This window comes from Amycolatopsis aidingensis (assembly GCF_018885265.1).
In the GTDB taxonomy this organism is placed as follows: Bacteria; Actinomycetota; Actinomycetes; order Mycobacteriales; family Pseudonocardiaceae; genus Amycolatopsis; species Amycolatopsis aidingensis.
In genome coordinates, this window is the sequence record NZ_CP076538.1 from 4,460,923 (window position 1) to 4,485,974 (window position 25,052).

Here is a 25,052-nt window from a genome sequence, read left to right on the forward strand (position 1 = left end):
GGTTCGCGTGTCACCCACTCAGACCTTGCAACGCCGGGGAGTCGCGGTCGACGCCTACCGGGCGTATCCATACACCAGGATGAAGCGGAGATAAATTCCACGATGATGTGGTGTTTCATCGTCGGGCCGAGGCGGCCGATCGGCCGCGCCACCGGAACACCGCTCCCCGACTCGTGATCACGAACGGTAATTACCGACCGGCCACACTGCCCGTTGCCGATCATCGTACATCCACCTGCTGCCGCATTCTCGCGGGTCAGCTCTACTTCCGGTCGGTCCACAACCCACTAACGAGTGAGGACGATCGGCGTCGCTACCATATGCGCCCTGCCTCGTGCAGTCGCCAGCCAGCCGCCGAACCAGTCCCGCCTCCGGAGAGCCCATGCCCGACGTCGCACGCGCCACCACGGCAGGCAGCCCGCTCGAGGAGACCGGTCGCATCCCGGTGATGTTCGGCGGGCGCGGGGAAGAACCCCGGCCCGCGACCAGCGTGACCCCGGACTACGAGCGCATCCACCGCAGCTCCGAGTTCCGCGCCCTGCGCGGCAGGCTGCGCCGGTTCGTGTTCCCGGTGAGCCTGCTGTTCTTCGCCTGGTACCTCGGCTACGTGCTGCTCGCGGCCTACGCGCACGAGTTCATGAGCACCAAGGTGTTCGGGCAGGTCAACATGGCGATGGTGCTCGGTGTCCTGCAGTTCCTCAGCACGGTCGTGGTCACCGTGGCCTACCTGCGGTTCGCCCGGCGGCAGGTCGATCCCCGGGTGGCCGAGATCCGCAGGCAGGCCGGGGTACCCGAGCAATGAGCACGGCACTGGCCGCGGACGAGCGGATCCTCAGCGACCCGGTACTCAACACCGGGGTGTTCGCGCTGTTCGTCGCCATCACCCTGTTCGTGGTCTACCGGGTGAGCCACCGCAACCGCTCCACCGCCGACTACTACGCGGCTGGCAGCGTGTTCACCGGCAGGCAGAACGGGATCGCGCTGTCCGGCGACTTCCTCTCCGCCGCATCCTTCCTCGGCATCGCTGGCGCGATCGCCATCCACGGCTACGACGGCTTCCTGTACTCGATCGGGTTCCTGGTCGCCTGGCTGGTGGACCTGCTGCTGATCGCCGAACTGCTGCGCAACACCGGCCGGTTCACCATGGGCGACGTGCTCAGCTTCCGGATGCGGCAGCGACCGGTCCGGGCGGCCGCGGCGACCTCAACGCTCGTGATCTCGTTCTTCTACATGCTCGCGCAGATGGCGGGCGCCGGCGGGCTGGTCGCGCTGCTACTGAACATCCACAGTGGCTTCGGCCAGGCGCTGGTGATCGGCGTGGTCGGGCTGGTGATGGTGCTGTACGTGCTGGTCGGTGGCATGAAGGGCACCACATGGGTGCAGATCATCAAGGCCGGCCTGCTGATCCTCAGCGCCACCGGGATCACCGTGTTCCTGTTCGGCAAGTTCGGCTTCAGCTTCTCCGGGCTGCTCTCCGCCGCGGCCGACAACAGCCCGCTGGGCGAGCAGTTGCTGGAGCCCGGCGGGCGGTACGGCGCGAACGACACCAGCAAACTGGACTTCGTCTCGCTGGCGGTGGCGCTGATCCTCGGCGCCGCCGCGCTGCCGCACGTGCTGATGCGGTTCTACACCGTGCCGAACGCGCGGGAGGCCCGCCGTTCGGTGGTCTGGGCCACCGCATGCATGTTCGTGTTCTACCTGTGCACCCTGGTGATCGGGTTCGGTGCGGCCGCGCTGGTGGACGCCGACACCATCCGGAACGCGCCGGGCGGGGAGAACTCCGCGGCCCCGCTGCTCGCGCTGGAGATCGGCGGCACCCTGCTGCTGGGCATCGTGTCCGCCGTGGCCTTCGCCACCATCCTCGCGGTGGTGGCCGGGCTGACCATCACCGCGTCGGCCTCATTCGCGCACGACGTCTACGCCAACATCGTCAAGCGCGGGAAGGCCAGCGCGGACACCGAGATCCGGGTGGCCCGGTACACCGCGGTGGTCGTCGGCGTGCTCTCGATCATCGGCGGTATCCTGGCCAACGGACAGAACGTCGCGTTCCTGGTGGCGTTGGCCTTCGCGGTGGCCGCCTCGGCGAACCTGTCGACCCTGCTGTACTCCTTGTTCTGGAAGCGCTTCAACACCATGGGAACTCTCTGCGGTATCTACGGCGGGCTGGCCGCCTGCCTGGTCCTGGTGCTGTTCTCGCCGGTGATCTCCGGTGCCCCGGACTCGGTCTTCCCTGCGATCGACTTCGCCTGGTTCCCGTTACGCAACCCCGGCCTGGTGTCGATCCCGTTCTCCTTCCTCTGCGGCTTCGTCGGCACCCTGCTCGGCAGGACCAAGGCCGATCCTGGCAAGCACGCCGAGATGGAGGTCCGTTCGCTGACCGGCATCGGCGCCTGAGAACCTGATCTGGTGAGCACCACCTTCGACCGGATCAGGCGGTTCCTGACCGAGCACGCACTGCCGAGCCCATGTCTCGTCGTCGACCTCGACGCGGTGGCGGACCGCTACCGCGAGCTGGCGGCGGCGTTCGGGGACGCGCGCATCTGCTACGCGGTGAAGGCAAACCCGGCCCCGCCGGTGGTCTCCACCCTGGTGTCGGTCGGCGCGAGCTTCGACGTCGCCAGCCCGGGAGAGATCGAGCTGTGCCTCACCCAGGGCGCGGACCCGGCCGCACTGTCCTACGGCAACCCGATCAAGAAGCCGTCGGCGATCGCGTACGCGCACCGCGCCGGGGTGCGCGAGTTCACCTGCGACGCCGAGGGTGACCTCGACAACATCGCCAGGCACGCACCGGGGGCGCAGGTGCAGGTGCGGCTGCTGCCGGAGACCCCGGACTCGGTGACCCCGTTCGGCCGAAAGTTTGGCTGTGTTCCGCAGCGAGCAACCGAATTGTTGCTACGCGCGGTCGAACTCGGGCTGGAGCCGACGGGGGTGAGTTTCCATGTCGGTTCGCAACAACTGGACCCCGCGGCGTGGGACCTGGCCGCGGCCGCGGCGGCGAAGGTGTTCACCGCCTGTGCCGAGCAGGGAACGACGCTGCGCAGGCTGAACATCGGCGGCGGCTTCGGGGTGTCCTACGACCGGGAGGCACCGTCGCTGGCGGAATACGCGGGCACGGTCAGCGCGTCACTACGAGCGCACTTCGGGCATCCGCTGCCCGAGCTGGTGCTGGAGCCGGGCCGGGCCATGGTGGCCGAGGCCGGGTTGATCAGGGCCGAGGTCGTGCTGGTCGCCCGCAAGTCCGCCACCGACCCGGTGCGCTGGGTCTACCTCGACATCGGCAGGTACAACGGTCTTGCCGAGACGGAAAACGAGGCGATCGCCTACCGCATCGAGCCGGTCGGCGGGGCCGGCATCGCGGCGGAGGAAGGGCCGGTGATCCTCGCCGGGCCGACCTGCGATGGTGATGACGTGCTGTACCAGCACACCTCATACCGGTTGCCGCTCTCGCTGCGCGCGGGCGATCAGCTGGACATCCTCGCCGCCGGCGCGTACACCGCAAGCTACTCGTCGGTGGCGTTCAATGGGATCGAACCATTACCTACGTACTGCATTACTGGAGGGAGATTGATCAGTGCGCACTGAGTACCTGCGGCCACCGATCGGAGCGTTCGCCGGTCGGCACGTCCTTGCCGAGCTGGAGGGAATCCCGGCCGCGGCGCTCGATGATGTCGCCACGCTGCGCGACACCCTGGCCACGACGTTGAGTGAGGCCGGTGCGACGGTCTGCGATGTGATCTCGCACCAGTTCCAGCCACAGGGCGTGACGGTGCTCGCCATGCTGGCGGAGTCGCATGCCTCACTGCACACCTACCCGGAGATCGGTGCCGTGTTCGTCGACGTATTCACCTGCGGCGAACGCGCCGATCCCGAACGGGCGGCGGAGCTGCTGGCCAGCAAGCTCGGCGCCGCCTCGGTACGCATGTCCACCGTCGACCGCGGGCACCAGCCCGCAGCCCAGGGGAGCTAGATTGACCGTTACACCACACCAGATCGTCGAGCCGCTCGGCCCGGGGCTGTCCCGGGTGTGGGACCTTCCCGAGGTCCTGCTCGATACCCGCACCGAGTACCAGCACGTGGTGATCGCCAGGACGGCGCAGGGGGTCACGCTGTTCTGCGACAACGACCGGCAGAGCACCGAGGAGAGCCAGCTCGTCTATCACGAGGCACTGTTCGTGCCCGCCGCGCTGCTGGCCGACCAGGTCCGCCGGGTGCTCGTGATCGGCTCCAGCGAGGGTGTGCTCAGCCAACAGGCGGTGGCCTTCGGGGCCGACCGCGTGGACCATGTCGACATCGACCGCGAGGCGGTCCGGGCCTGCGCCGAGTACCTTCCCTATGGCTACTCGCCTGCCGAACTCGACGCGGCCGAGCGCGCGGAGGGCCCGGTCCGGATGCACTACCGCGACGGCTGGGAATTCCTCGCCGAGGCGGCTGCGGGCACGCAACGCTACGACGTCGTGGTGATCGACCTGCCGGACGAGAACGCCGACCCCGAGGCGCAACACAACCGGCTCTACGCGAAGGACTTCCTGCGGCGCTGCACCGAGGTGCTCGCTCCCGGTGGCGTGCTGGCCGCCCAGGCGGGCTGCCCGACGTTGTGGCGCAACGAGACGCTTATCGCGGCCACCCGGCGGTTCTCGGACATCTTCGGCACCGTGGTCTACTTCGGATCCGACGAGCACGAGTGGGCGTTCCTCAGTGGACGTGCCGACCAGATCACCGACCCGGTGGCGGGGATGATCAGCAAGCTACCCGAAGCCGGTTACCGACCATCCTCTGTGGACGCCGAGGCGCTACGTGGCTGCACGGTGCTGCCCTACAGCGTCCGGGCCGCCCTGGCTAGACCTTCTGGCCGGACTGAACGCGACGAGTGACGGCGCGCTCGGCCACGAAGGACACCAGCGGAACGCATCCGGCGAGCAGCACCAGTACCGCGCCCTTCACCGACCAGCGTGCCTTGATCGCCAGGTCCACGGTGAGCACCAGGTAGATCATGTACAGCACACCGTGGATCGGTGAGTACACGGCCGAGGGTTCCGGATTGTCGAAGCCGTACCGCAGCACCATGACGAAGACCAGGCCGAGCAGGCCGACACCGGTCACGTATGCGGCAATCCGGAACCTGGCCAGTGCACCGCGCCAGTGCGCGGTCGGAGCGGAGTCTTGGGTCTGCGCGGTCATGCTGTTGCCGGGCCTCTCTACTTCTCAGCGGGAGTTCTCCTGGTCGCGAGCATGCAGCTCGGCCAGGTAACGGTTGTAGGCGGCGAGTTCGTCATCCTCCTCGGCCTCGGCCCGCGCGCTCGGCGCCGCGGTGACCGGGGGGCGCGGGGCCCGCGGTTGCGGGTGCCGCGCGGGAGCCTCGGATGCCTCCGCTTCCTGCTGCGGGGGGCGCTTGGCGAGCTTGCGCAGCCGCCAGAAGACGAAGGCGGGGAACAGGCCGAACAGGGGCCACTGCAGCACGTAGCCAAGGTTCTGGAAGCTGCCGCTCGCCGAGGCGAAGCGTTCCCACTGCCACCAGGCGAGGCCGCTGCACACCACCATGCTCAACACGCACACGCCGACCATCAGGAGTCGGCGGGTCAACGTCGAGCTTGCGGCCACACCTCGACGCTAGCACCCGCACGGAGACGGCGGGCGTGGTGGCCGCCCGTACCGGGAGGTCAGCGGCCCCTGGCCGCCTTGGCGTAGCGGTCGGCGAGCCCGAAGACCTTCTGCGCGTACTCCACCGAGTGGTTGTACGACATGACCCCGGCCCACCAGCCCTGCGCGGTGGCCATATCCCTGCCGTCCGCGCACAGGTAGTGGGCCGCGGCCAGTGCGGCGTCGTCGATCTGCTGCGGATCGCCGCGCCCGTCGCCGTTGCCGTCCGCGGAGTACCGGGCCCAGGTGCTCGGGATGAACTGCATCGGGCCCACCGCCCGGTCGTGCCGGGCGTCGCCGTCGAAGCGGCCGCCGTCGGTGTCCGCGATGGCCTTCACCCCGGGCGAGCCGTCCAGCGGCACCCCGATGATCGGCTTGGACGGCCTGCCGTCCGCGCCCAGCACGGCGCCGCCGTAGCGGCCGTGGTTGGACTCGATCCGGCCGATGCCGGCCAGCGTGGCCCAGGACACCCGGCAGGCGGGCTGGGCGGAGCGCAGCGCGAGTTCGGCGTGCCCGTATGCCATCAGCGCCCGTGCCGGGACCCCGACGGCGGGTTCGGTGCGCGCGGCCCAGTCGGCGATCGACTGCGGGCCGGAGCGCCGCGGCGCGGGCGGATCCTGCCGCTCGGACGCCCCTGCCGGGGCCTTGCCGCCGGCCAGCATCGTGTTCACCGGGGCTACGCTGCCAGGTTCCACCTCGGCGGCGGCCACCTCGAGCGCCGGGATCTCCATCGTGGTCGGCCCGGCCTCCGGCGTCACCGCCGCGGTCACCGCCCACACGCCACCAGCCCCCGTGGCCAGCACGACCGCCACGATGAGCAGCCTGCCAAGGATCCCGGCGCCCCGGCGTCGTGCCGAGATCCCGTCTCCCGCCTCCGGGGCCGCGGAGTCACCGTCCTCGGTGCCCGCCTCGGCCGACGTGCCGCGCACGAACCACTGCCTCTCGCTCGCCAGGATGATGCAAACCTATGCGATCAACGACGCTACGCAGGCTAGCGTTACGCCGTCGCGAGACGGTGGCGCGGCGCGCCGCCCGTTCGGCTGGTGCTCCCGGCGCGGGCGTCAGCTGGCGTCGCGGCGCTGCCGGGCCAGCCTTGCCACGCACCACGCGGGCGCGCTGCCCCGGCGCAGGTGCTCCAGCACGGTCAGCGGGCCGAGCCGCTTGCTCAGGTCCGCTGGCGTCAGCCCGGCCGCCCGGTAGTCGAGCGCCCGCTGGTCCAGCGGGCTGATCCCGGCGTCCCACCACCGCTCGGCCTCGGCGACGTCGCCGATCATCTGCCACCAGCCCGCGGCGGCGTTCAGCAGCTCGGCAGGCACCTCGGGCAGCCTGCTGCGCATGGCCGCGAGGTAACCGGGGTCGGCGGAGTCGACGTTCGCCCAGGAGTCGGCCCCGGTGCGGCTGCGCTGTCCGGGAATTCCCGGCGCCGGTTGCGGCGCGTCGGCCAGCCATGCCGACGCGATCCGGTCGACCTCCTTCTGCTCCGCGCTCTGCTCGCGCTCGGCGGCCCACTGCCGGATCAACGCATCAACTCCGGGATCTCCGGTCATCCCCTGCCTCCTTCACAACGCACTGCCGTAGCCGCAGCACGGGTCGAACACTGGGTCGTAGCGAACACTGCTGATATCGGTTCTGGTTCCTTACCGGCTCCGGTCTCCGCCGGGCACGGGGTATTTGTCGCTGGATGCTGCGGCAATCGGCCGCTCACGCAATGTGAGCACCGTAGGACCGGACCCCGGTATTCCGCCAGACCCCGAGTGCGATGAATTCGTCGACCAGCGTCTCCATCCCCGCATTCCACCCGGATGGTCGAATCTTGTGCCCGGATCGTGGACTCGTTGACAGTGCGTAGTCATACCGCCCGTGCGCAGCATGTTAACCGGCACGGTTACCGTGCCGGTCGCGTCCGGGAAGTCAGTCGAAACTCAGGAAAACACGTTCTCCACGAACGTCACAATGGCCTCGGCGCCGTCCCGCAACCAGCCGAGCGCGGTCCGCACCGCCTCCGCGGACTGATTCGGTTGAGAAATCAGGAGAAACAATACGAGTGCGACAGCACCGACGATCAGGATCTTCTTAATTCCCGGCGACATGGCTCCATCCGATCAAGTCGTCGGTCCCCGCGTCGGTCACGGAGCCCGGTTACCCTCCCAGCCAACATGGCCATCATCCCGCAGCGAGCGGACACATGGATGCCTATCACACGGACGGGCAACTTTGTGCCAACTATGCTGACTCACCGTATCCGACGAGCCGTTCCCCACTCTAGGAGAACCGCGCCCGAACCTACCACCGGACACGCCCAGGCCCATCCCCTCAGCGGGGCACCCGGATCGGTCCAGCCGTCCACGAACGGCCAACGCGTGCGCGCAGGGAGCCAACGCGTGCGCGTGGGCGGCAAACACGCCGCGCCGGTGTGTTTGCCGCCCACATGCACGCGTTGGCCATTCACATGCACGCGTTGGCCGTCCATGAACACGCGTTGGCTGTTCGCGGTCAGTTGATCACGCCTTCGGCGCGCAGGCTCGCCAGTTCCTCCTCGGCCAGGCCGAGTTCGGTGAGCACCTCGGTGGTGTCCGCGCCCTTTTCGTGCGGCGGCTGCGGGGTGGCGGGCGGGGTGCGGTCGAACTTCGGGCCCGGTGCGGGCTGGACCACGCCGCCGACCTCGACAAAGGTGCCGCGCTCGGCGTTGTGCGGATGCTCGGCGGCCTCCCAGGGCGACAGCACCGGCGTCAGGCAGGCATCGGTGCCCTCCGCCCTGGCGACCAGCTCGTCCCTGGTGTACTTGCCGATCGCCTCGGCGACGATCTCGCGCAGCCGCGGCCACTCGTTCTGGTCCAGGTGGAAGGGCAGGTTCTCGGCGTCCAGGCCGAGCACGGACACCAGGGCAGCCCAGAAGCGCATCTCGATCGCGCCGACCGCGACATACTTGCCGTCGGCGGTCTCGTAGGTGTCGTAGAACGGGGCGCCGCCGTCCAGCATGTTCTGCCCCCGCTCCCCCGGCCAGACGCCGGAGGCGCGCAGCCCGTGCAGATGCGTGGTCAGCAGCGCAGCCCCGTCCACCATCGAGGCGTCGACCACCTGGCCCTGGCCGGACGAGGTGCGCTCGTACAGCGCCGCCAGCACGCCCATCGCCAGGAACAGCCCGCCGCCGCCGAAGTCGCCGACCAGGTTCAGCGGCGGCACCGGTCGCTCGCCGGCGCGCCCGATGGGTTCCAGCGCCCCGGCGAGGCCAATGTAGTTGATGTCGTGCCCCGCGCTCGGCGCCAGCGGGCCATCCTGCCCCCAGCCGGTCATCCGGCCGTACACCAGCCGCGGGTTACGCGCATGGGCGTCAGCCGGACCGAGGCCCATTCGCTCGGCCACCCCCGGCCGGAAGCCCTCGACCAGCACATCCGCCTTCTCCACCAGGCGCAGCACCAGCTCGACCCCCTCGGCCGACTTGGTGTTCACCCCGATGGTGCGGCGCCCGCGCATCAGCGGGTCATACGGGAAGCCCAGCACGTCCTCGCCGGGAGCCGCCCGGTCCACCCGGATCACCTCGGCGCCGAGGTCGGCGAGGATGGTGCAGGCGAACGGCGCCGGTGCCAGCCCGGCGAGCTCGATCACCTTCAGCCCGCGCAGCGGACCAGCATTCATGCGGTTCTTCCTTTCCTCGGCCCAGCTCAGAGCGTGCGGGAGATGATTTCCTTCATGATCTCGCTGGTACCGCCGAAGATCCGGGAGATCCGGATGTCCGCCCAGGCCCGCGCGATCGGGTACTCGGTCATGTAGCCGTAGCCGCCGAACAGCTGCAGGCAGTCGTCAACCACCTTGTTCACCCGCTCGGTGGTCCACAGCTTCGCCATCGCGGCGCCCTGCACGTCCAGCTCGCCGCGCAGGTGGCGCTCGACGCACTGGTCGAGGAAGGCCCGTGCGACGGCGGCCTCGGTCGCCGCCTCGGCGAGGGTGAACTTGGTGTTCTGGAAGTTGAACACCGGCCTGCCGAAGGCGGTGCGTTCCTTGGTGTAGTCGATGGTCTGATTGATCGCGGCCTCCATCCCGGCCACCGCCGTCACCGCGATCAGCAGGCGCTCCTGGGGCAGTTGCTGCATCAGCTGGATGAAGCCCTGCCCCTCCGCGTCGCCGAGCAGGTTGGCGGCGGGAACACGCACGTCGTCGAAGAACAGCTCCGCGGTGTCCTGGCCCTTGAGTCCCACCTTGTCCAGCACCCGGCCACGCCGGAAGCCCTCGGTCGCCGTCTCCACCACCAGCAGCGAGACACCCTGCGCGCCCGCCTCCGGGTCCGGATCGGTCTTCACCGCGACCACCACCAGGTCGGCATGCGCGCCGTTGGTGATGAAGGTCTTCGCCCCGTTGATCACGTACTCGTCCCCGTCCCGGACCGCGCGGGTCTTGATGCCCTGCAGGTCGGAGCCGGTGCCCGGTTCGGTCATCGCGATCGCGCCGACGAACTCGCCGCTGGCCAGCTTGGGCAGCCACTCCCGCTTCTTCTCCTCGCCGGCATAGGCGAGCAGGTAATGCGCCACGATCCCGTTGTGCACCGAGACGCCCCAGGCCCCATCGCCCGCGCGGGCCTGCTCCTCGTACAGCACGGTCTCGTGCGCGAAGGTCCCGCCGCCCCCGCCGTACTCCTCCGGGATGGACAGCGCGAGCAGGCCGACCTCGCCAGCCTTGGTCCACAGTTCGCGGTCCACCATCTTGGCCTCGATCCAGCGCTCCTGGTTCGGGGTCAGCTCCTTCTGGCAGAAGGTACGGGCGAGATCGCGAAAGTCCTCCAGGTCGTCGGTGCTCCACGAGCTCCGCTGGATCTGCAGTGCCACGGCGGGCCTCCTGAACGTGCGCGGGCTGGAAAACATTCCATGCAGGATGTAAGTTCTGCCGAGAATGTACATGCCGACCAGACTGAAGGTAAAGGCCGACACCGGGAGGAACCCGTGCCAGCGCAGCACAACCGGCATCGCACCCAGGCCGAGCGGCGGGAGCAGACGCGGACGGCCCTGCTGGACGCCACGATCGACTGCCTGGTGGAGGTCGGCTACGCCCGCACCTCGGTGCAGGAGGTCTGTGCCCGCGCCGGGGTGTCCAAGGGCGCGGTGCAGCACCATTTCTCGGCCAAGGCCGAGCTGATGGCCGCGGCCGTGGAGCACCTCACCGAGAAACTCAAGGAGCAGCGCCTCGCGGCAATGGCGGACCTGCCCGCGGGCGCCGCGCGCGTGCCCGCCGCGATCGACCTGCTCTGGGAGGCCTACTCGGGCACCCTGTCCACCGCGGTGACCGAGCTGTGGGTCGCGGCTCGCACGGATCCGGAACTGCGCGCGGCCATCCGGCCGGTGGACCGCGCACTGGGCAGGTCGGTGCTGGAGAACATCGCCGCGGTGACGGAGAACATACCGCGGGAGCGGGTGGAGACCCTGTTCTGGCTCACTGTCAACCTCACCCGCGGCCTCGCACTGGACGCCGAGCTGGGCGGGGATCCCACCCGGCGCAAGCAGCTACTCGAGGAGTGGAAGCGCATCGCGGTCGAGCTCTACACGGGCGACTGAGCGAAGGGAGTGCGGCCGGCCCGGCCCTCGCTCGGGCCGGCTGCACTACTCCAAGATGAGGCGATTCGTCCCCTCCCGTGACGTTTACTTCCGTTAACATCTCCCGCCGCGTACCGGCGGTATGGTGTACTGGTCGGTAACCAGAGTCGGTCCGCACGGAGGTGGCGATGACCAGCACGACCTCGCAGGCCCTCGGCAAGGAGACGCCGAGCACGATCGGCGGCGTCGCGGGTGCCCCGCCCTCGGCGCGGGCCGCGGAGCTGGTGTCCCGTGCGATCGGCGGGAAGGACTCCGCGCCGGTGGACATGCACGCTCCGTTCACCGGGCAGATCACCGCCACGCTGCCGCAGGCCACCGACGCCGACGCTCGCGCGGCCTTCGCCGACGCCCGTGCCGCGCAGCGGGACTGGGCGCGGCGCCCGGTCCGCGAACGCCAGCGGGTGCTCATCCGGCTGCACGACCTGGTGCTGGACCGCCAGCGGGAGGCGCTGGATCTGGTGCAGATCGAGGCGGGCAAGGCCCGGCTGGACGCCTTCGACGAGGTGAGCGCGACCGCGCTGGTGGCGGCCTACTACGGCAAGCACAGCGCGAAGATCCTCGCGCCGCGGCGGGCACCGGGGGTCATCCCGCTGGTGACCAAGGCGGGCGAGCTGCGGCATCCCAAGGGTGTGGTCGGGGTGATCTCGCCGTGGAACTACCCGCTCGCGCTCACCGCCATGGACGTGCTGCCCGCACTGGCGGCCGGGAACGCCGTGGTGCAGAAGCCGGACAACCAGACCGCGCTGTCCGCGCTATGGCTGCACGAGCTGGCCGAGGAGGCCGGGCTGCCACCGGGAGCGTGGCAGATCCTGCTCGGCAGGGGCTCGCGCATCGGGACCGCGCTGGTCGAGGAGTCGGACTACCTGTGCTTCACCGGCTCCACCCCGACCGGCAAGGCCCTGGCAAGCCAGGTGGCGAACCGGCTGACCGGCTACTCGCTCGAGCTCGGCGGCAAGAACCCGATGGTGGTGCTGCCGGACGCCGATGTGGACAAGGCCGCCGCGGGCGCGGTCACCGCCTGCTTCTCCTCCGCGGGGCAGCTGTGCGTCTCGGTGGAACGGATCTACGTGCACGAGAGCATCCGGGATGCCTTCACCGAGGCGTTCGTGGCCAAGACCAACGCGATGCGGCTCGGCGGGGCGCTGGACTACGGCGCCGGGATGGGCTCGCTGACCTCGGCCGAGCAGCTGGAGAACGTCTCCGCGCACGTGCGGGACGCCCGTGCGCACGGCGCCACCGTGCTGGCTGGCGGGCGGGCGCGGCCGGACCTCGGCCCGCTGTTCCACGAGCCCACCGTGCTCACCGACGTCCCGGAGACGGCCAGGGTGTTCGCCGAGGAGACCTTCGGCCCGGTGGTGTCGATCTACGGCTATACCGAGGTGGACGCCGCGATCGCGCGCGCGAACGACACCGAGTACGGGCTGAACGCCAGTGTCTGGTCCCGGGACACCGAGGCGGCCTGGCGGGTCGCCTCCCGGCTGAAGGCCGGCACGGTCAACATCAACGAGGGTTACGCGGCCACCTTCGGCACCGTCGGGGTGCCGATGGGCGGGATGAAGGACTCCGGCGTCGGCCGCCGCAACGGGGCCGAAGGGTTGCTGCGGTACACCGAGTCGCAGTCCATCGCCGCACAGGGTGGCCTCAAGCTGCGGCCGTTCCGGGGGATGCCGCCGAGGCTGTGGGCCAGCGCGATGACCGCCAGCATGCGGGCGCTGCGCAGGCTGCCCGGCCGCTGAGTTCGGCCGCCGGGCGCTCCCGTCACGCCCTGGTGAGCAGGCCGCGGTCATAGGCGATCGCCACCGCCTCCGCGCGGCGGCTCGCGCCCAGTTTCGCCATCGCCCTGGACAGGTGCACGCTCACCGTCTTCTCGCTGATGTAGAGCTCGGCCCCGACCTGCCGGTTGGTCCGGCCGAGCGCCACCTGCTGCAGGACCGCCTGCTCACGCTCGGTCAGCGGACTGAGCACCTCCCGCTGCGGTGCCGCGCCGGGCAGCTCGATCCGGGCCCGGGCCGCCACCTCGCGGACCGCGTCCCGCAACGGCTGCGCGCCCAGTTTCTCCGCGACGGCATGCGCCTCGGACAGCTCCCCCGCCGCGGCCTCGGCGTCCAGCTCGTCGCCGGTGGCCAGCAGCGCCTCGGCGTGCTGCCAGCGGGCGATCGCCTGCTCGTACACCGCGCCGTAGTCGAAGGCCTCCACCACCTCCGCCCAGCGTCCGGGCCGCGCAGGGCCGCGCAGCCCGGACGCCGCCGCCTCCACCCTGGCCAGCCAGGCGCACCCCTCCCTGCCGAGGTTTCCGGACCGCGGCCGCCCGTGCTCGGCGCACAGGCGCGCGTGCTCGGCCAGTGCCTCACCATCGGCGACGGCGGTGGCCGCCACCTCCTCGTTGCCGCGTAGCCGGGCGGAGGCCGCCAACGCCGCCGCGGCAGCCGTGCCATGCGCGGCCAGCCGGAGCCCGCCGAGCTGGTAGCCCTCGAACTCCTCCAGCCAGCCGATGGACTCCTGCGCCCGCCGGACCGCCTCGGCGTACTCGCCCTGCCAGTAGGCCAGCTCGATGCCGGCCGCCCCGCCGGAGAGCGGGATGTCGATATCGGAACGCCAGCGCGGGCGCAGCCCCTCCAGCAGGCGTTCCGCCTCGGCGAACCGGCCACGCGCAACGACGATATGCGCCCACGCCGCAGCCAGCCGCGCGGCCACCACGGTGGACACGCCCCGCTGCGGCCGCCCGATGACGTCCTCGCCGGGCCAGTCGCCGCTGATGTAGCGCAGGACAAGGTGCCGGGCGCGGAGCTCGAGGCCGAAGGAGCTCCAGCTCAGCCCGGTCTCCTCGGCCCGCTCGATACCGCGCCGGTACAGCTCGACGGCCGGGCCGATCTCGGCCTGGTCGTCGTGGCTCATCGCGAGGAAGTACAGCGCGCGCAGCTCGACGTTCAGCGCGCCGGCCTCCCTGGCCTTGCGCTGCGCCTCGCCAAGCCGTTCCCTGGCCTCGGCCGCGTTGCCAGCGGCATCGGCCAGGGTGCCGATGGTCACCAGCGCGGAGGCCTCGGCACCGACCGTGCCCGCGGTCCGCGCGTGCGCCACCGCGGTGCGCGCGCTCCACAGCGCCTCCTCCGGCCTGCCGAATCCGCGCATGATCTGCGCCCTGGTGGCCAGCACCCACGCCCTGGTCGCGTCCGACTCGGCGTCGGTGAGCAGGTCCCAGGCCCGCCCGATCGCGTCCAGGGACTCCTCGAAGGTGCTGTCCAGGGACATCAGCGCCTCGGCCAGCCTGCGCCAGGTCCGCGCGGCCCGGTCGACCCCGGTGGTGTCGTCGATCGCCTGCACCGCCGAGCGCGCGTACGCGACGGCCCGTTCCGGCTCCCCGGAGGTGCCTGCGAAGTAGGAGGCGTGGTGCAGCAGCTGCAGCTCGTCCACCCCCTGCGGGCGCTGCTCGGCAGGCACGGCGTCCCAGATCCGCAGCGCCTGCTCGACATGGCGCAGCGCCGCGCCGGGCGCGCCGAGCTCCTCGGCCTCGTCCGCGGCCCGTTTCGAGGCGGCCAGCGCGGTGGGCAGGTCGTTGCACTGCAGGCTGTGGTAGGCGAGCCGGGCGTTGCGCCCCCGCCCGGTGTCCTCCGGCTGGGCCAGCAGCCGCGCCGCGTACACCCCGTGCATCCGGGACCGTTCCCCCGGCAGCAGGTCGCCGTACACCGCCTCGCGTTGCAGGGCGTGCCGGAAGGCGTAGAACCCGTTGTCCACCACCAGCACGTGGTGCTGCACCGCCTCCCGCACCGCCTCGTCCAGCTCCAGCTCGCCGAGCCCGGACACCTCGGTGAGCACGGCGTGCGAGGCCGGGCCGTTGGCCACCGAGGCCACCCGCAGCACCCGCCTGGTCTCCGGGGACAGCCGTTCGAGCCGGGCCAGCAGCACCTCGGCCAGCCCGGATGGGAGGTCGTCATGGGCGGACCCGGAAGCGAGCAGTTCCTCGGCAAAGAACGGGTTGCCCTCGGACCGCCGCACCACCTCGGCCACCAGCTCCGCATCGGCCGGGCCCTCGACCAGCGCCTCGACCAGTGCGCGCGCGTCCGCCTCGGCCAGCGGCGGCAGCTCGATCCGCTGCACGCTGGCCAACCGGACCAGCTCGGCCAGCACGGCGCGCAGCGGGTGCCTGCGATGCACCTCCTCGCCCCGGTAGCTGGCCAGCACCAGCAGTTTCTGCGTGCGCAGCCGGGACAGCAGGAAGGAAAGCAGGTTGCGGGTGGAGCCGTCCGCCCAGTGCAAGTCCTCCAGCAGCAGCACCACCGGCTGGTGCTCGGCGATATCGGTCAGCACGCCGAGCACCGCGTCGAACAGCTGCAGCTGGCCGAGGTCCTGCTCGGTGTGCACGCGATGCGGGTTCTCCGGATCGGCGGAGACCTGCTGGTGGTCGGTACCCGCGTGCGCGCCCGAAGCCAGGCCGTCGACCTGCGGCAGCAGCCTGCCGAGGGCGGGGCGGGCGCGCACCGCGCCTGCGACGGCCCGGTCGGTGGCGCTGCCCAGGGGGGTGAGCGCCTCGGCAAAGGGCAGGTACGGCAGCCCGCCCTCGCGCACGTCCAGGCAGCGCCCGGTCAGCACGAGTGCGCCCTGGCTCGCGGCGTACGAGCCGAGCTCGGTCAGCACCCTGGTCTTGCCCACACCGGCGTCACCGGCCAGCAGCACTGCGGCCGCCTCGCCGCGCCGGGAGCGCGCGAAGGCGGTACGCAGCTGCCGCATCTCGTCGGTGCGGGCCACGAGCGGTATTCCGGAGCCAAGTCGGGGCACGGTGTGCATTGTGTCCTACCGGTCCGACAGTTTCCGCCGAATTGTGGCCAAGGAGGGTTGTTCAGAACGACCCAGCGACCGCGGGCCGCCAGGCCCATGGTCACTGCGGCGCGCAGCGCCGCCGCTTGGGTGGCGGTGGGCGACGGGCGGGAGGTTGTTGCAGGTCACCTCGCTGGTGAGGCGCATTGCGGACCTGAATAACCCGACCGTAGAGCAAGGACACAAGACGGTGCGCACGGGGCTCAGCAGGCCCGTGCCCGCTGGCCGGTCGCCTCGTGCTCGCCGCCACGCTGCCGGGGCACCCGCACCGGCTGGGCCGGAGCGTTCGCGCCACGCCGCCTGCGCGCGGCCCGCCCCGGCCAGCGGATACCGGCCGCCTTGCGCAGTTCCTCGGTCCGGTAGGCCACCTCGGCCTGTACCGCCTGGAAGATCCAGTCCTGTCGCATGATCCCTCGTTCCGATCCTGCTCTCATCGCTACGAGGATCAGATTCGTCCTGAGGGCATGGCCCCGGCATCGGGAGATCACCCATGGCCGGACGCGAACCGGCCCCTTACCCCTGGCCGTACGGGCTCAGGCGGGGTAAGGGGCCGGCCGGAGACGGTATGTTCGGCAACGCAGGGAATACGTGCGCGACGGATGCCGAACTGGTTTCTCCAGAATGTACGGTTCGCCGGTCACATCCGGCCGGAGTTGTCGGTCACCGTGGTGAGCAGGCCACGCCAGCCCGCACGGGACACGCGCAGCGCGCCCGCCGTGGGAGCCTTCGAGTCACGGATGCCGACCCGGTCGGCGGTCATCGCGACCTCGACGCAGTCGTTGTCCCCCGTGTAGCTGCTCTTTCTCCACTGCACCCCGATAAAATCACGCATAACTTCTCGCTCCTTGATGTACTATCCGAAACGCTCACCGGCCGCGATGATGACGGCGACCGAGTCGTCCGGCTTCAACGCAGCGGCACGAAGATGATCGAACATAAGCGAATATCGACGCACCTCGGGGGGCAACTCGAGAAAGAACCCGCTTCCGGTGCTCTCCAGATAGACCACGTCCGGATCGGCGTGTTCGGGATATCCGAGTATCACGAACGGACCCTCCATCCCGGCGTGCGCACCCGCGGCGAACGGCAGTACCTGCAGGGTGACGTGCGGCATCCTGGCCACCTCGGCCAGCCGGTGCAGCTGCCGGGTCATCACCTCACGGCTGCCGACCACCCGGTGCAGCACCGCCTCGTCGATCACCGCCCAGTACTCCGGCGGGTTCGAGTCGGTCAGCAGCTCCTGCCGGGCCATCCTGGCCGCGACCCGGCGCTGGATATCGGACTCCTCCGCGTCCGGCCGCATCCCCCTGATCACTTCGCGGGCGTACTGCTCGGTCTGCAGCAACCCGGGCACCAGCAGTGCCTGGAAGGCCTGCAATGAGCTGGCATCCGCCTCGAGGCCGACGAAAGTGCCGTTGAACACCTCCTTGTAGGCATGCCACCAGCCCTGCTTGCGCGCCTCCCTGGCGAGCTGGACCAGCGCCTCCCGGTCGTCCCCGGATACGCCGTACAGCTCGAGCATGTCCCGGACGTCGCGCGGGGTCACCCCGACGTGCCCGGTCTCGATCCGGCTGATCTTGGAGGCCGAGCACTCGAGCTTCTCCCCCACCTCGTCGATCGTCATGTCCGCCGCCTCGCGCAGCCTGCGCAGCTCGGTCGCCAGCCTGCGCCGCCGGACGGTGGGACCCTGGCCCCGCGCCATAGTGGACCTCCGCGTCGGCTCCGGTACAACACCTCACGCCATATCTAACCAGTTGTTCACACGGGTGGTGATCTACTGGCTGGTTCGAGTGCGGCACGTACGCAGCTGCAAATTGCAGACTGCGAATGTAAAGTGGAGGCAGGCGTCAATCCGGCGCCGGGGATCACCGAGCTGTGGAGGCGGCGTGCTCGATCGTGACACCATCGTCGGCCCCCTGCAGGCTTCGGTGCAGCGCAGGCTGGACGATCTCATCCGATCGGTGGGAAAGGCGGATGACGAGCGGGCGGCCGAACTCGGCAGGCGGGAGGTTCCCCTCCTGGTCGAGACGTTACGTTCCGTGCTCGCCCTGCACGAGCCGGACGCGCGGGGCCGGTGCCCGATCTGCCGGCCAAGGGGTTCCCGGCTGCTGTTCTGGCGGCGCAACCGCACCCCCTGCCGCGCATACCTTGCGGTGCAGTTGCGGCTGGAGGGGATGGACGAGCCGACCGCAGTGATCCCGAACGTCACCAGCCATCAGCGACGTCGCAAGCCACACCTCGACTACGCGGGTTGAGCGCGCGTCGCGTTCCCGACCGGAGGGACCGGGGTTGCCCCCCGATCGATCCCGGCCTCTCCGGTCAACATGCCTTCAGCCAGCTGCATTCGAGGTCGTACCGCCCGGTGGCCTCGTCCGCCGAGCGGGGCGCCGGGACATACGCGGGCTTGCGGGCCGCGTTCACGCCCTCGTACTGGGCCAGCCGCACGGCCACCGCGTCCTCGAGCGGCCGCACGTTGCGCAGGGTCTGGTTGCTGACCATCGCGAACACCAGCTCACTGCCGTCCGCGGCGGTCACGTAACCGGCCAGGGCACTGACCCCGGTGTAGGAACCGGTCTTGGCGTGCACATTGCCCTCGGCCGGGGTGCCGCGCATCCGGTTACGCAGGGTGCCGCCGACCATCCGGTCGGACACCCCGGCCACCGGCAGGGCCGCGTGGAAGCGGTCGAACCAGGGCTGCTCGCGCGCGGCCAGCAGCAGCGCGGCGAGCTGCGCGGGCGCGATCTGGTCCATCCTGGACAGCCCAGAACCGTCCACGATGTACAGCTCGTTCGGATCGACATCCATGGACGGCAAGGACTTTCCGATAGCGGCCACACCGGAGGGCCAGGTGCCCCGGTCGCTCTCCACCTTGCCCATGGCTTTCACCAGGGTTTCGGCGTGCATGTTGTTGGACAGCTTCAGGAACGGCGTGAGCAGCTCACCGACCGGCATGGACCGGTGCTCGGCCAGCACCCGCGCATCGGCCGGAGCCACTCCGCGCGCGGTCTCCCCCAGCACCCGCACCCCTTGCCGGGCCAGCGCGTCCCGGAAAACCGCGGCGGCAAGGCCGGTCGGTTCCCAGACCGCACGGTAGGCGCGCACCGGTGCGCCACCCTCCGGGATGGAGCCGCGCACGGTGATGGTGTTGCCGCCGTGCTCCCGCCGCACGCTGATCCGGGCAGGCTGGCCAGGCTCGCTGGTGGTGGCGGTGTTGACCACCCGCACGTAGTCGTTCGCGGGCACCAGCTCGACCTCGGCCGGTGCGCCGCTGCGGCCAGGACTCACCCGGACCACGACCGAACCGCTGTCGTAGTCGGTGTCCGGGGCGATGGTCAGCGCGGAGATCTGCGCGTTGTAGTAGTACGGCTCGTCGTCCCAGGCCCACCCGGTGCCCAGCCGTACCTCGTCGAAGAAGCTGTCGTCGGCGACCAGCCTGCCCCGGACCACGCGCACCCCGCTGTCGGCGATCTCGGCGGCCAGTGCCTGGTAGTCGGCGGCGAGCATGGTCGGGTCGCCGCCGCCGCGCAGGTACAGGTCGCCGGACAGCACCGGGCCGAACCGGCGGCCCGGCGAGACGACGGTGGTACGGAAGCGGTGCTCCGGCCCGAGCCGGTCCAGCGCGGCGGCGGTGGTGAGCAGCTTGCCGGTGGAGGCGGGCTGGCGCCGCTGCTGGCTCTGCCGGTCGTAGAGCACCTCACCGGTGTCGGCCCTGCGCACGATCAGGCCGACATCGGCGCCGGTGAAGGCGGGATCGGCGAGGATGGCGGACAGGTCCCGGCCGAGCGGGTTGTCCGATTCGGCGATGGGCGCCCCGACCGGGACGAACACCAGCGCGCAGAGCAGGACGGCCAGCAGCGCGCAACGGCGCGAACGGGACATGTAACCCCCAGACATCGGTGGACGGTCACGGATAGTAGCGATTCACCGACGTCCCGGCTACCCCGTTAGTCGAGCACGCGCAGCAGGCCCTCCTGGACCACGGTGGCGATCAGGGTGCCGTCGGCGGCGAAGAACCTCCCGGTGGCCAGGCCACGGGCACCGGATGCGCTGGGCGAGGCGCAGTCGTACAGGAACCACTCGTCGGCCCGGAACGGCCGGTGGAACCACAGCGCGTGGTCCAGGCTGGCCCCGAGCACCTTGTCCAGGTCCCAGTAGACCCCGTGCCGGGCCAGCACCGAGTCCAGCAGGGTCATGTCCGAGGCGTAGGTCAGCACGCACACGTGCAGCAGCTGCTGGTCGGGCAGCCGCCCGTCGGCCCGCATCCACACCTGGTTGCGGGCCTCGCGCTCGCCGCTCTCCCTGGTCACCCACGGCGGGTCGTTGACGTAGCGCAGGTCGATCGGCCGCGGCCGCACCTGGATCCCGAGCCGGTCGGCGTAGCCCTCGGCGCGCTCGGCCAGGGTGGGCAGGGACTCCGGGCCGGGCACCTCCGGCATGGCCTCGGCGTGCTCGACCCCGGGCTCCTCCTTCTGGAAGGAGGCGGACAGCGAGAAGATCGCCTTGCCGTGCTGGATGGCGATCACCCGGCGGGTGGTGAACGAGCGGCCGTCCCGGATCCGGTCCACCTCGTAGACGATCGGCACGCTCGGGTCGCCGCCGCGGATGAAGTAGGCGTGCAGCGAGTGGACCTTCCGCTCCTCCGGCACGGTGCGCCCGGCGGCGACCAGTGCCTGCCCGGCGACCTGCCCGCCGAACACCCGGACCGGGGAGTGCGCGGGACTCACCCCGCGAAAGATGTTCTCCTCGATCTTCTCCAGGTCCAGCAACGCAATAAGCCGGTCGAGCACCGGCTGCCCACCCGCCTCACGGGCGGTGTCCAGCGCCGAGGCGGCGTCCCTCGCGAGTTCGGTCACGCTGCCCGACCTTACGCGGCGTGCCCGGTCACCGGCTGCTCAGGCGTGATCCTCTTCACCGAGCCGGTGCACCCTGATCAGGTTGGTGGAGCCCACTGTCCCCGGCGGGGAGCCCGCGACGATCACCACCAGGTCGCCTTCCTGATGCCGCCCCATCTCCAGCATCGCGTGGTCGACCTGGCGGACCATCTGGTCGGTGGAGTCCACCGAGGGCACGATCCTGGTCGCGGTACCCCAGGTGAGCGCGAGCTGGCTGCGCACGCTCTCCTCCGGGGTGAAGGCCAGCAGCGGCAGCCGGGTGTGCAGCCGGGCGAGCCTGCGCACGGTGTCCCCGGACTGGGTGAAGGCCACCAGTGCCTTCGCGTTCAGCCGCTCCCCGATGTCCCTTGCGGCGTAGGAGATGACCCCGCGTTTGGTGCGCGGCACGTGGCTCAGCGGCGGCACCGCGGGCGAGTCGCGTTCCACGGCCTCGACGATCCGGCTCATCGTCTCCACCGTCTCGATCGGGTAGCGCCCGACACTGGTCTCCCCGGAGAGCATCACCGCGTCGGCGCCGTCCAGCACGGCGTTGGCCACATCCGAGGTCTCGGCGCGGGTCGGCCGGGAGTTGTTGATCATCGAGTCGAGCATCTGGGTGGCCACGATGACCGGCTTGGCGTTCTCCCGCGCGATCTGGATGGCCCGCTTCTGCACCAGCGGCACCTGCTCCAGCGGCAGCTCGACGCCGAGGTCACCGCGGGCGACCATCACCCCGTCGAAGGCGAGCACGATCGCCTCGAGGTTGTGCACCGCCTCGGGCTTCTCCAGCTTGGCGATGATCGGCAGCCGCCTGCGGCCGAGCCGGTCCATCACCTGGTGCGCCTGGTCGATGTCGGCAGGCGAGCGCACGAAGGACATGGCGAGGAAGTCGACGCCGAGTTCGAGCGCGAACTCCAGGTCCTCGATGTCCTTCTCGGACAGCGCGGGCACGGACACGTCCATCCCCGGCAGCGAGACGCCCTTGTTGTTGCTGACCTGACCGCCCTCGGTGATCTCGCAGACCACGTCCGGGCCGTCGACCTCCTGGACGACCATGCCGACCTTGCCGTCGTCCACCAGCAGGCGGTCGCCGGGCTTGGCGTCCTCGGCGAGGCCCTTGTAGGTGGTGGAGACCCGGTCGTGCGTGCCGTCCACGTCCTCGACGGTGATCCGCACGATGTCGCCGGTGCGCCACTCCACCGGCCCGCCTGCGAAGGTGCCGAGCCGGATCTTCGGTCCCTGCAGGTCGGCGAGGATGCCGACCGCCTTGCCCGTTTCGGCCGCGGCGCTGCGGACCATGTCGTAGACCTGCTTGTGGTCCCGGTGACTGCCGTGGCTGAAGTTCATCCGCGCGACGTCCATACCGGCGTCCACGAGGGCCCGTACCTTCTCCGCCGTGGCGGTCGCCGGGCCCAGGGTGCATACGATCTTCGCTCGTCGGCTCACGCCTGTAGAGCCTAAACCCTCTGCGCCCACGAGTCTGTACCGATCCCGAAATCGATCCACCCGTGTTGACAACTCGTAACCGAATGTTCCCGCAATGCACCCGATGTCGCATCCGGGACCGGTCAGCGCCGCGGGAGCTCGCTCACGCCGACGTGGTCCCGTGCCCACTCGTTGAACGGGCGCACCTGCCGCCAGGCCGCGCGGACCCGGTCCAGGCAGGCCGGCTCGTGCAGGGTGTCGTCCGGATCCCAGGTGTGCACCGCGTACAGCGACTTGTGCCGCAGCAGCTCGATTCGCGGATGGTCGGCGGCGAACCCGCGTGGCTTGGTGCGCAGCGCCTCCCCTGCGATCGTCCACCCGGCCACGCGGAGGTCGTCCAGGATCCCGGCCAGCCGCTGCCCGTGCAGTTCGGTGTCCACCGCGCGGCGGAAGGCGGCCAGCTGGTCGGTGGCCAGATGGAAGCAGCCGCCACCGACCCGCAGCCCGGCCGGGCCCACCTCCACGTAGCAGGCCCCGCCACCCCTGCCCTGCTCGATCACCCCGCCGCAGTGCGTCTTGTACGGGCTCTTGTCCTTGCTGAACCGCACGTCGCGGTACGGCCGGAACACCTTGCCCTTGCCGAAACCGTCCCCGAACTCCGGTTCCAGCTCCGCCAGCAACGCCTCCATGGGCGCTCGCACATCGTCCCGGTAGACCTGGACGTTGGCGTTCCAGTAGGTCTTGGAGTTGTCGGCGACCAGCCCGTCGTAGAAGTCGATCGCGTACTCACCGAAACCCTCGAAGCTCACCGGGGCACGATAGCGCGCGGTTCACCGCTGCGAGCGCTGGACGGAGCGCGCGACCATGCCGCGGATTCCCGGGAGCGTCATGGTGCGGATCATGAGGTCACGTGCCAGGACATGCGCCCTGGTGGCTGGCGCGTACTGGCTGGTCCCCTTGCGGGCCAGCGCCTGCCGCTTGCGGATTTCCGGGCGCAGCGGGGTCTCCCAGCGGGCCAGCGCCGTGGCGATATCGTCGCCGTTCTCTTCCAGCACGGCACCGAGTCGGTCGGCCCCGGCGAGCGCCAGTGCCGCGCCGTAACCGGCGAACAGCGTGACGCACCAGGCCGCGTCGCCGAGCAACACCACCCGGCCGTGGCTCCACCTTTCGGTCACGATCTGGCTGACGGCGTCGAAGTAGGCTCCGGCCGGGTCGGCCGTAAGTTGCCGGAGCGCGTCGGGTACACCTCCGCCCAGATCCCCGAAAGCCGCGGTCAGTGCCCGCGCTGGCCCCTGGCTCAGCTCGGCAGCGGGATCGGGAGTGCGGTAGGTGAAGAACGCCGAGGATCGCCCGGGCCCCAGGTTGAGCACTGCCGCGGTACGTCCAGGACCGATGAACGTGGCGCCCGTGCCCTCCGGTATGTCCCGCGGAGCCTCGGCGAGGGGGAACGCCCCGACCACACATCGCAGGTCCACCCGGAAACCGGACTCGGAGCCGAACACGAGCTCGCGGACACCGGAGTGCAGGCCGTCCGCGCCGACCAGGAGCGCGGCGCGCTCGGAGGTGCCGTCGCTCAACGCGACCCGTACGCCGTCCGCATCCTGGGTGACCTCCCGCACGACGGTGCCGAACCGAATCCCCGCGACCTCGCGCACCGCGTCGTACAGCACGGACTCCAGGTCGCCCCGGAACACGGTCAGCGCCCGTCCGCCCAGCGCCGCCTGCGCCAGCGCGGCCGGGACGGTGAGCTTCTTCCTGCCATCGGACCTGACCAGGACGGAGGCGAACGCCCCGAGGTCGTGTGCCGCGAGCGCGGGCAGCACCCCCAGACGTTCCGCCGCGTCGTAACCCTGCCCGAGCAGGTTCACCAGGTATCCGCCGCTGCGGCGGGCCGGGGCTCGCTCGGCCACCAGCACGTCCCATCCCGCCTGGTGCAGCCGCAACGCGGTGGCCAACCCGGCGATCCCGGCACCCGCGACGAGCACTCGACGTTTCCTGTTCCCAGCACCCTCGGTCACTACCGCTCCTCACCGCCGAAGTATGAGCATGTGTTCAAATCAAGTATGAACACATGCTCATTCTGATGGCAAGCCGGGTAGCATGGGCGCGTGCCAAGAGGTGTCGCCATCCCGGAGGTCCGGCAGCAACTGTTCGCCGCGGTGGAGCGCGTGATCGCCCGTGAGGGGCCGGGCAAGCTCAGCGGCCGGGCGGTCACCGGCGAGGCGGGAGTCGCCACCGGGCTGCTGTACGCGCACTTCGCGGATCTCGACGACTTCCTGGCCGGCTACGCCGTCGACCGTGCCTTCCTGGTCTCCGCGGCGGCCGCGACCCTGCCGGACCGGGCCGGCACCGGCAGCGTCGCGGGGAACCTGTGCGAGGCCGTTCTCGGCACCCCGCCCGCGACCATCCGGACGTTGCTCAGGCTCCTGATCTCCAGGCCGGAACTGGCGGAACGGGTCCGCACCGTGCTCGGTGCGCAGACGGCGGGTCTGGACGCGATCGAGGAGGCCGCCGCGAGCTACCTCGCCGCGGAGCAACGCCTCGGCCGGGTGGCGGCGGCCGTCCAGCCCGCGGCGCTGGCTCTCGCCGTCGTCGGGGTACTCCACCACGTCGTACTCGGCTCGGCCGCCGAGGCCGATGTGCACACACGCGTTCGGCGGGCCATCACGGCGCTGGTCGAGCCCGTCACCACGGCGGCGCCACGCTGACCGGCTTGTGTGCGGGG

At 70.6% G+C, this 25,052-nt stretch carries 25 protein-coding genes; 9 read left to right on the top strand and 16 right to left on the bottom strand.

Features of this window, described 5'->3' with window-relative positions:
• The first annotated feature begins 382 nt into the window (after positions 1-382).
• Genes KOI47_RS20490 through KOI47_RS20510 form a run of 5 tightly spaced genes read left to right on the top strand, consistent with a single transcriptional unit; the run spans position 383 to position 4,871 of the window.
• Positions 383-802: a DUF485 domain-containing protein gene (locus tag KOI47_RS20490; protein WP_216205931.1), complete on the top strand. Its 420-nt coding sequence runs from the start codon at positions 383-385 to the stop codon at positions 800-802.
• Positions 799-2,394: a solute symporter family protein gene (locus KOI47_RS20495; RefSeq protein WP_216205933.1), complete on the top strand. Its 1,596-nt coding sequence runs from the start codon at positions 799-801 to the stop codon at positions 2,392-2,394. The genes KOI47_RS20490 and KOI47_RS20495 overlap by 4 nt, the downstream gene beginning before the upstream one ends.
• Positions 2,395-2,406: 12 nt before the next feature.
• Entirely contained in the window at positions 2,407-3,582 is a 1,176-nt protein-coding gene (locus KOI47_RS20500; RefSeq protein WP_216205935.1) for a type III PLP-dependent enzyme, read from the top strand.
• Entirely contained in the window at positions 3,572-3,967 is a 396-nt protein-coding gene (gene speD / locus KOI47_RS20505) for an adenosylmethionine decarboxylase (RefSeq protein ID WP_216205937.1), read from the top strand. Before KOI47_RS20500 ends, speD begins: the two co-directional genes overlap by 11 nt.
• Before the next feature lies 1 nt (position 3,968).
• Complete coding sequence (locus KOI47_RS20510; protein ID WP_216205939.1) at positions 3,969-4,871, top strand: spermidine synthase; 903 nt, start codon at positions 3,969-3,971, stop codon at positions 4,869-4,871.
• Here KOI47_RS20510 and KOI47_RS20515 read toward each other — a convergent pair.
• The 7 genes from KOI47_RS20515 to KOI47_RS20545 all read right to left on the bottom strand — a co-directional run bounded on the left by KOI47_RS20515 (position 4,837) and on the right by KOI47_RS20545 (position 10,457).
• The gene (locus tag KOI47_RS20515) at positions 4,837-5,178 is read right to left on the bottom strand and encodes a DUF3817 domain-containing protein (protein WP_216205941.1); all 342 of its coding nucleotides are present in this window, start codon (positions 5,176-5,178) and stop codon (positions 4,837-4,839) included. The two genes, KOI47_RS20510 and KOI47_RS20515, sit on opposite strands and share 35 nt — an antisense overlap.
• 24 nt (positions 5,179-5,202) lie before the next feature.
• Positions 5,203-5,598, bottom strand: coding sequence for a hypothetical protein (locus tag KOI47_RS20520; RefSeq protein ID WP_216205944.1), 396 nt, complete (start codon positions 5,596-5,598; stop codon positions 5,203-5,205).
• 59 nt (positions 5,599-5,657) lie between these two features.
• Positions 5,658-6,566: a lytic transglycosylase domain-containing protein gene (locus KOI47_RS20525; RefSeq protein ID WP_216205947.1), complete on the bottom strand. Its 909-nt coding sequence runs from the start codon at positions 6,564-6,566 to the stop codon at positions 5,658-5,660.
• A gap of 132 nt (positions 6,567-6,698) precedes the next feature.
• Entirely contained in the window at positions 6,699-7,184 is a 486-nt protein-coding gene (locus KOI47_RS20530; RefSeq protein WP_216205950.1) for a helix-turn-helix transcriptional regulator, read from the bottom strand.
• Between the two features lie 375 nt (positions 7,185-7,559).
• Positions 7,560-7,727, bottom strand: a complete 168-nt coding sequence (locus tag KOI47_RS20535; RefSeq protein ID WP_216205953.1) for a hypothetical protein — start codon at positions 7,725-7,727, stop codon at positions 7,560-7,562.
• Between the two features lie 403 nt (positions 7,728-8,130).
• The gene (locus tag KOI47_RS20540; RefSeq protein ID WP_216205956.1) at positions 8,131-9,273 is read right to left on the bottom strand and encodes a CaiB/BaiF CoA transferase family protein; all 1,143 of its coding nucleotides are present in this window, start codon (positions 9,271-9,273) and stop codon (positions 8,131-8,133) included.
• A gap of 26 nt (positions 9,274-9,299) precedes the next feature.
• Complete coding sequence (locus tag KOI47_RS20545; protein WP_216205959.1) at positions 9,300-10,457, bottom strand: acyl-CoA dehydrogenase family protein; 1,158 nt, start codon at positions 10,455-10,457, stop codon at positions 9,300-9,302.
• Between the two features lie 114 nt (positions 10,458-10,571).
• On the opposite strand from KOI47_RS20545, the gene KOI47_RS20550 reads away from it, so the two are divergent.
• Both KOI47_RS20550 and KOI47_RS20555 read left to right on the top strand, forming a co-directional pair.
• Positions 10,572-11,180: a TetR/AcrR family transcriptional regulator gene (locus KOI47_RS20550; protein ID WP_232376133.1), complete on the top strand. Its 609-nt coding sequence runs from the start codon at positions 10,572-10,574 to the stop codon at positions 11,178-11,180.
• Between the two features lie 167 nt (positions 11,181-11,347).
• The gene (locus KOI47_RS20555; RefSeq protein WP_216205966.1) at positions 11,348-12,955 is read left to right on the top strand and encodes a succinic semialdehyde dehydrogenase; all 1,608 of its coding nucleotides are present in this window, start codon (positions 11,348-11,350) and stop codon (positions 12,953-12,955) included.
• 22 nt (positions 12,956-12,977) lie between these two features.
• Here KOI47_RS20555 and KOI47_RS20560 read toward each other — a convergent pair whose 3' ends face one another.
• From KOI47_RS20560 to KOI47_RS20575, 4 genes are all read right to left on the bottom strand, one after another.
• A complete protein-coding gene (locus KOI47_RS20560) occupies positions 12,978-16,001 on the bottom strand; it encodes a helix-turn-helix transcriptional regulator (protein ID WP_216205969.1) in 3,024 nt (1,007 codons plus the stop codon).
• A 233-nt stretch (positions 16,002-16,234) separates the two neighbouring features.
• On the bottom strand, positions 16,235-16,438 hold the full coding sequence (locus KOI47_RS20565) for a hypothetical protein (RefSeq protein WP_216205971.1): 204 nt from the start codon (positions 16,436-16,438) through the stop codon (positions 16,235-16,237).
• Between the two features lie 230 nt (positions 16,439-16,668).
• Positions 16,669-16,863: a DUF397 domain-containing protein gene (locus tag KOI47_RS20570; protein ID WP_216205974.1), complete on the bottom strand. Its 195-nt coding sequence runs from the start codon at positions 16,861-16,863 to the stop codon at positions 16,669-16,671.
• A gap of 21 nt (positions 16,864-16,884) precedes the next feature.
• The gene (locus KOI47_RS20575; protein WP_216205976.1) at positions 16,885-17,733 is read right to left on the bottom strand and encodes a helix-turn-helix domain-containing protein; all 849 of its coding nucleotides are present in this window, start codon (positions 17,731-17,733) and stop codon (positions 16,885-16,887) included.
• Between the two features lie 184 nt (positions 17,734-17,917).
• Here KOI47_RS20575 and KOI47_RS20580 point away from each other — a divergent pair, with 184 nt between their 5' ends.
• Complete coding sequence (locus KOI47_RS20580) at positions 17,918-18,286, top strand: hypothetical protein (protein WP_232376134.1); 369 nt, start codon at positions 17,918-17,920, stop codon at positions 18,284-18,286.
• A gap of 64 nt (positions 18,287-18,350) precedes the next feature.
• On the opposite strand, the gene dacB is transcribed toward KOI47_RS20580, so the two are convergent.
• The 5 genes from dacB to KOI47_RS20605 form a co-directional block, all read right to left on the bottom strand.
• A complete protein-coding gene (dacB, locus tag KOI47_RS20585; protein ID WP_232376135.1) occupies positions 18,351-19,925 on the bottom strand; it encodes a D-alanyl-D-alanine carboxypeptidase/D-alanyl-D-alanine endopeptidase in 1,575 nt (524 codons plus the stop codon).
• A gap of 50 nt (positions 19,926-19,975) precedes the next feature.
• Positions 19,976-20,884, bottom strand: a complete 909-nt coding sequence (gene tesB, locus KOI47_RS20590) for an acyl-CoA thioesterase II (RefSeq protein WP_216205979.1) — start codon at positions 20,882-20,884, stop codon at positions 19,976-19,978.
• A 39-nt stretch (positions 20,885-20,923) separates the two neighbouring features.
• Positions 20,924-22,348 (bottom strand): pyruvate kinase, encoded by a 1,425-nt coding sequence (gene pyk, locus KOI47_RS20595; protein WP_216205983.1) that lies wholly within the window; start codon positions 22,346-22,348, stop codon positions 20,924-20,926.
• Positions 22,349-22,470: 122 nt separating this feature from the next.
• Positions 22,471-23,136, bottom strand: coding sequence for a DUF2461 domain-containing protein (locus tag KOI47_RS20600; protein WP_216205985.1), 666 nt, complete (start codon positions 23,134-23,136; stop codon positions 22,471-22,473).
• Between the two features lie 21 nt (positions 23,137-23,157).
• Positions 23,158-24,345: an FAD-dependent oxidoreductase gene (locus KOI47_RS20605; protein WP_269756644.1), complete on the bottom strand. Its 1,188-nt coding sequence runs from the start codon at positions 24,343-24,345 to the stop codon at positions 23,158-23,160.
• A gap of 90 nt (positions 24,346-24,435) precedes the next feature.
• Here KOI47_RS20605 and KOI47_RS20610 point away from each other — a divergent pair, with 90 nt between their 5' ends.
• Positions 24,436-25,035: a TetR family transcriptional regulator gene (locus tag KOI47_RS20610; RefSeq protein WP_216205989.1), complete on the top strand. Its 600-nt coding sequence runs from the start codon at positions 24,436-24,438 to the stop codon at positions 25,033-25,035.
• The last annotated feature ends 17 nt before the right edge of the window (positions 25,036-25,052 follow it).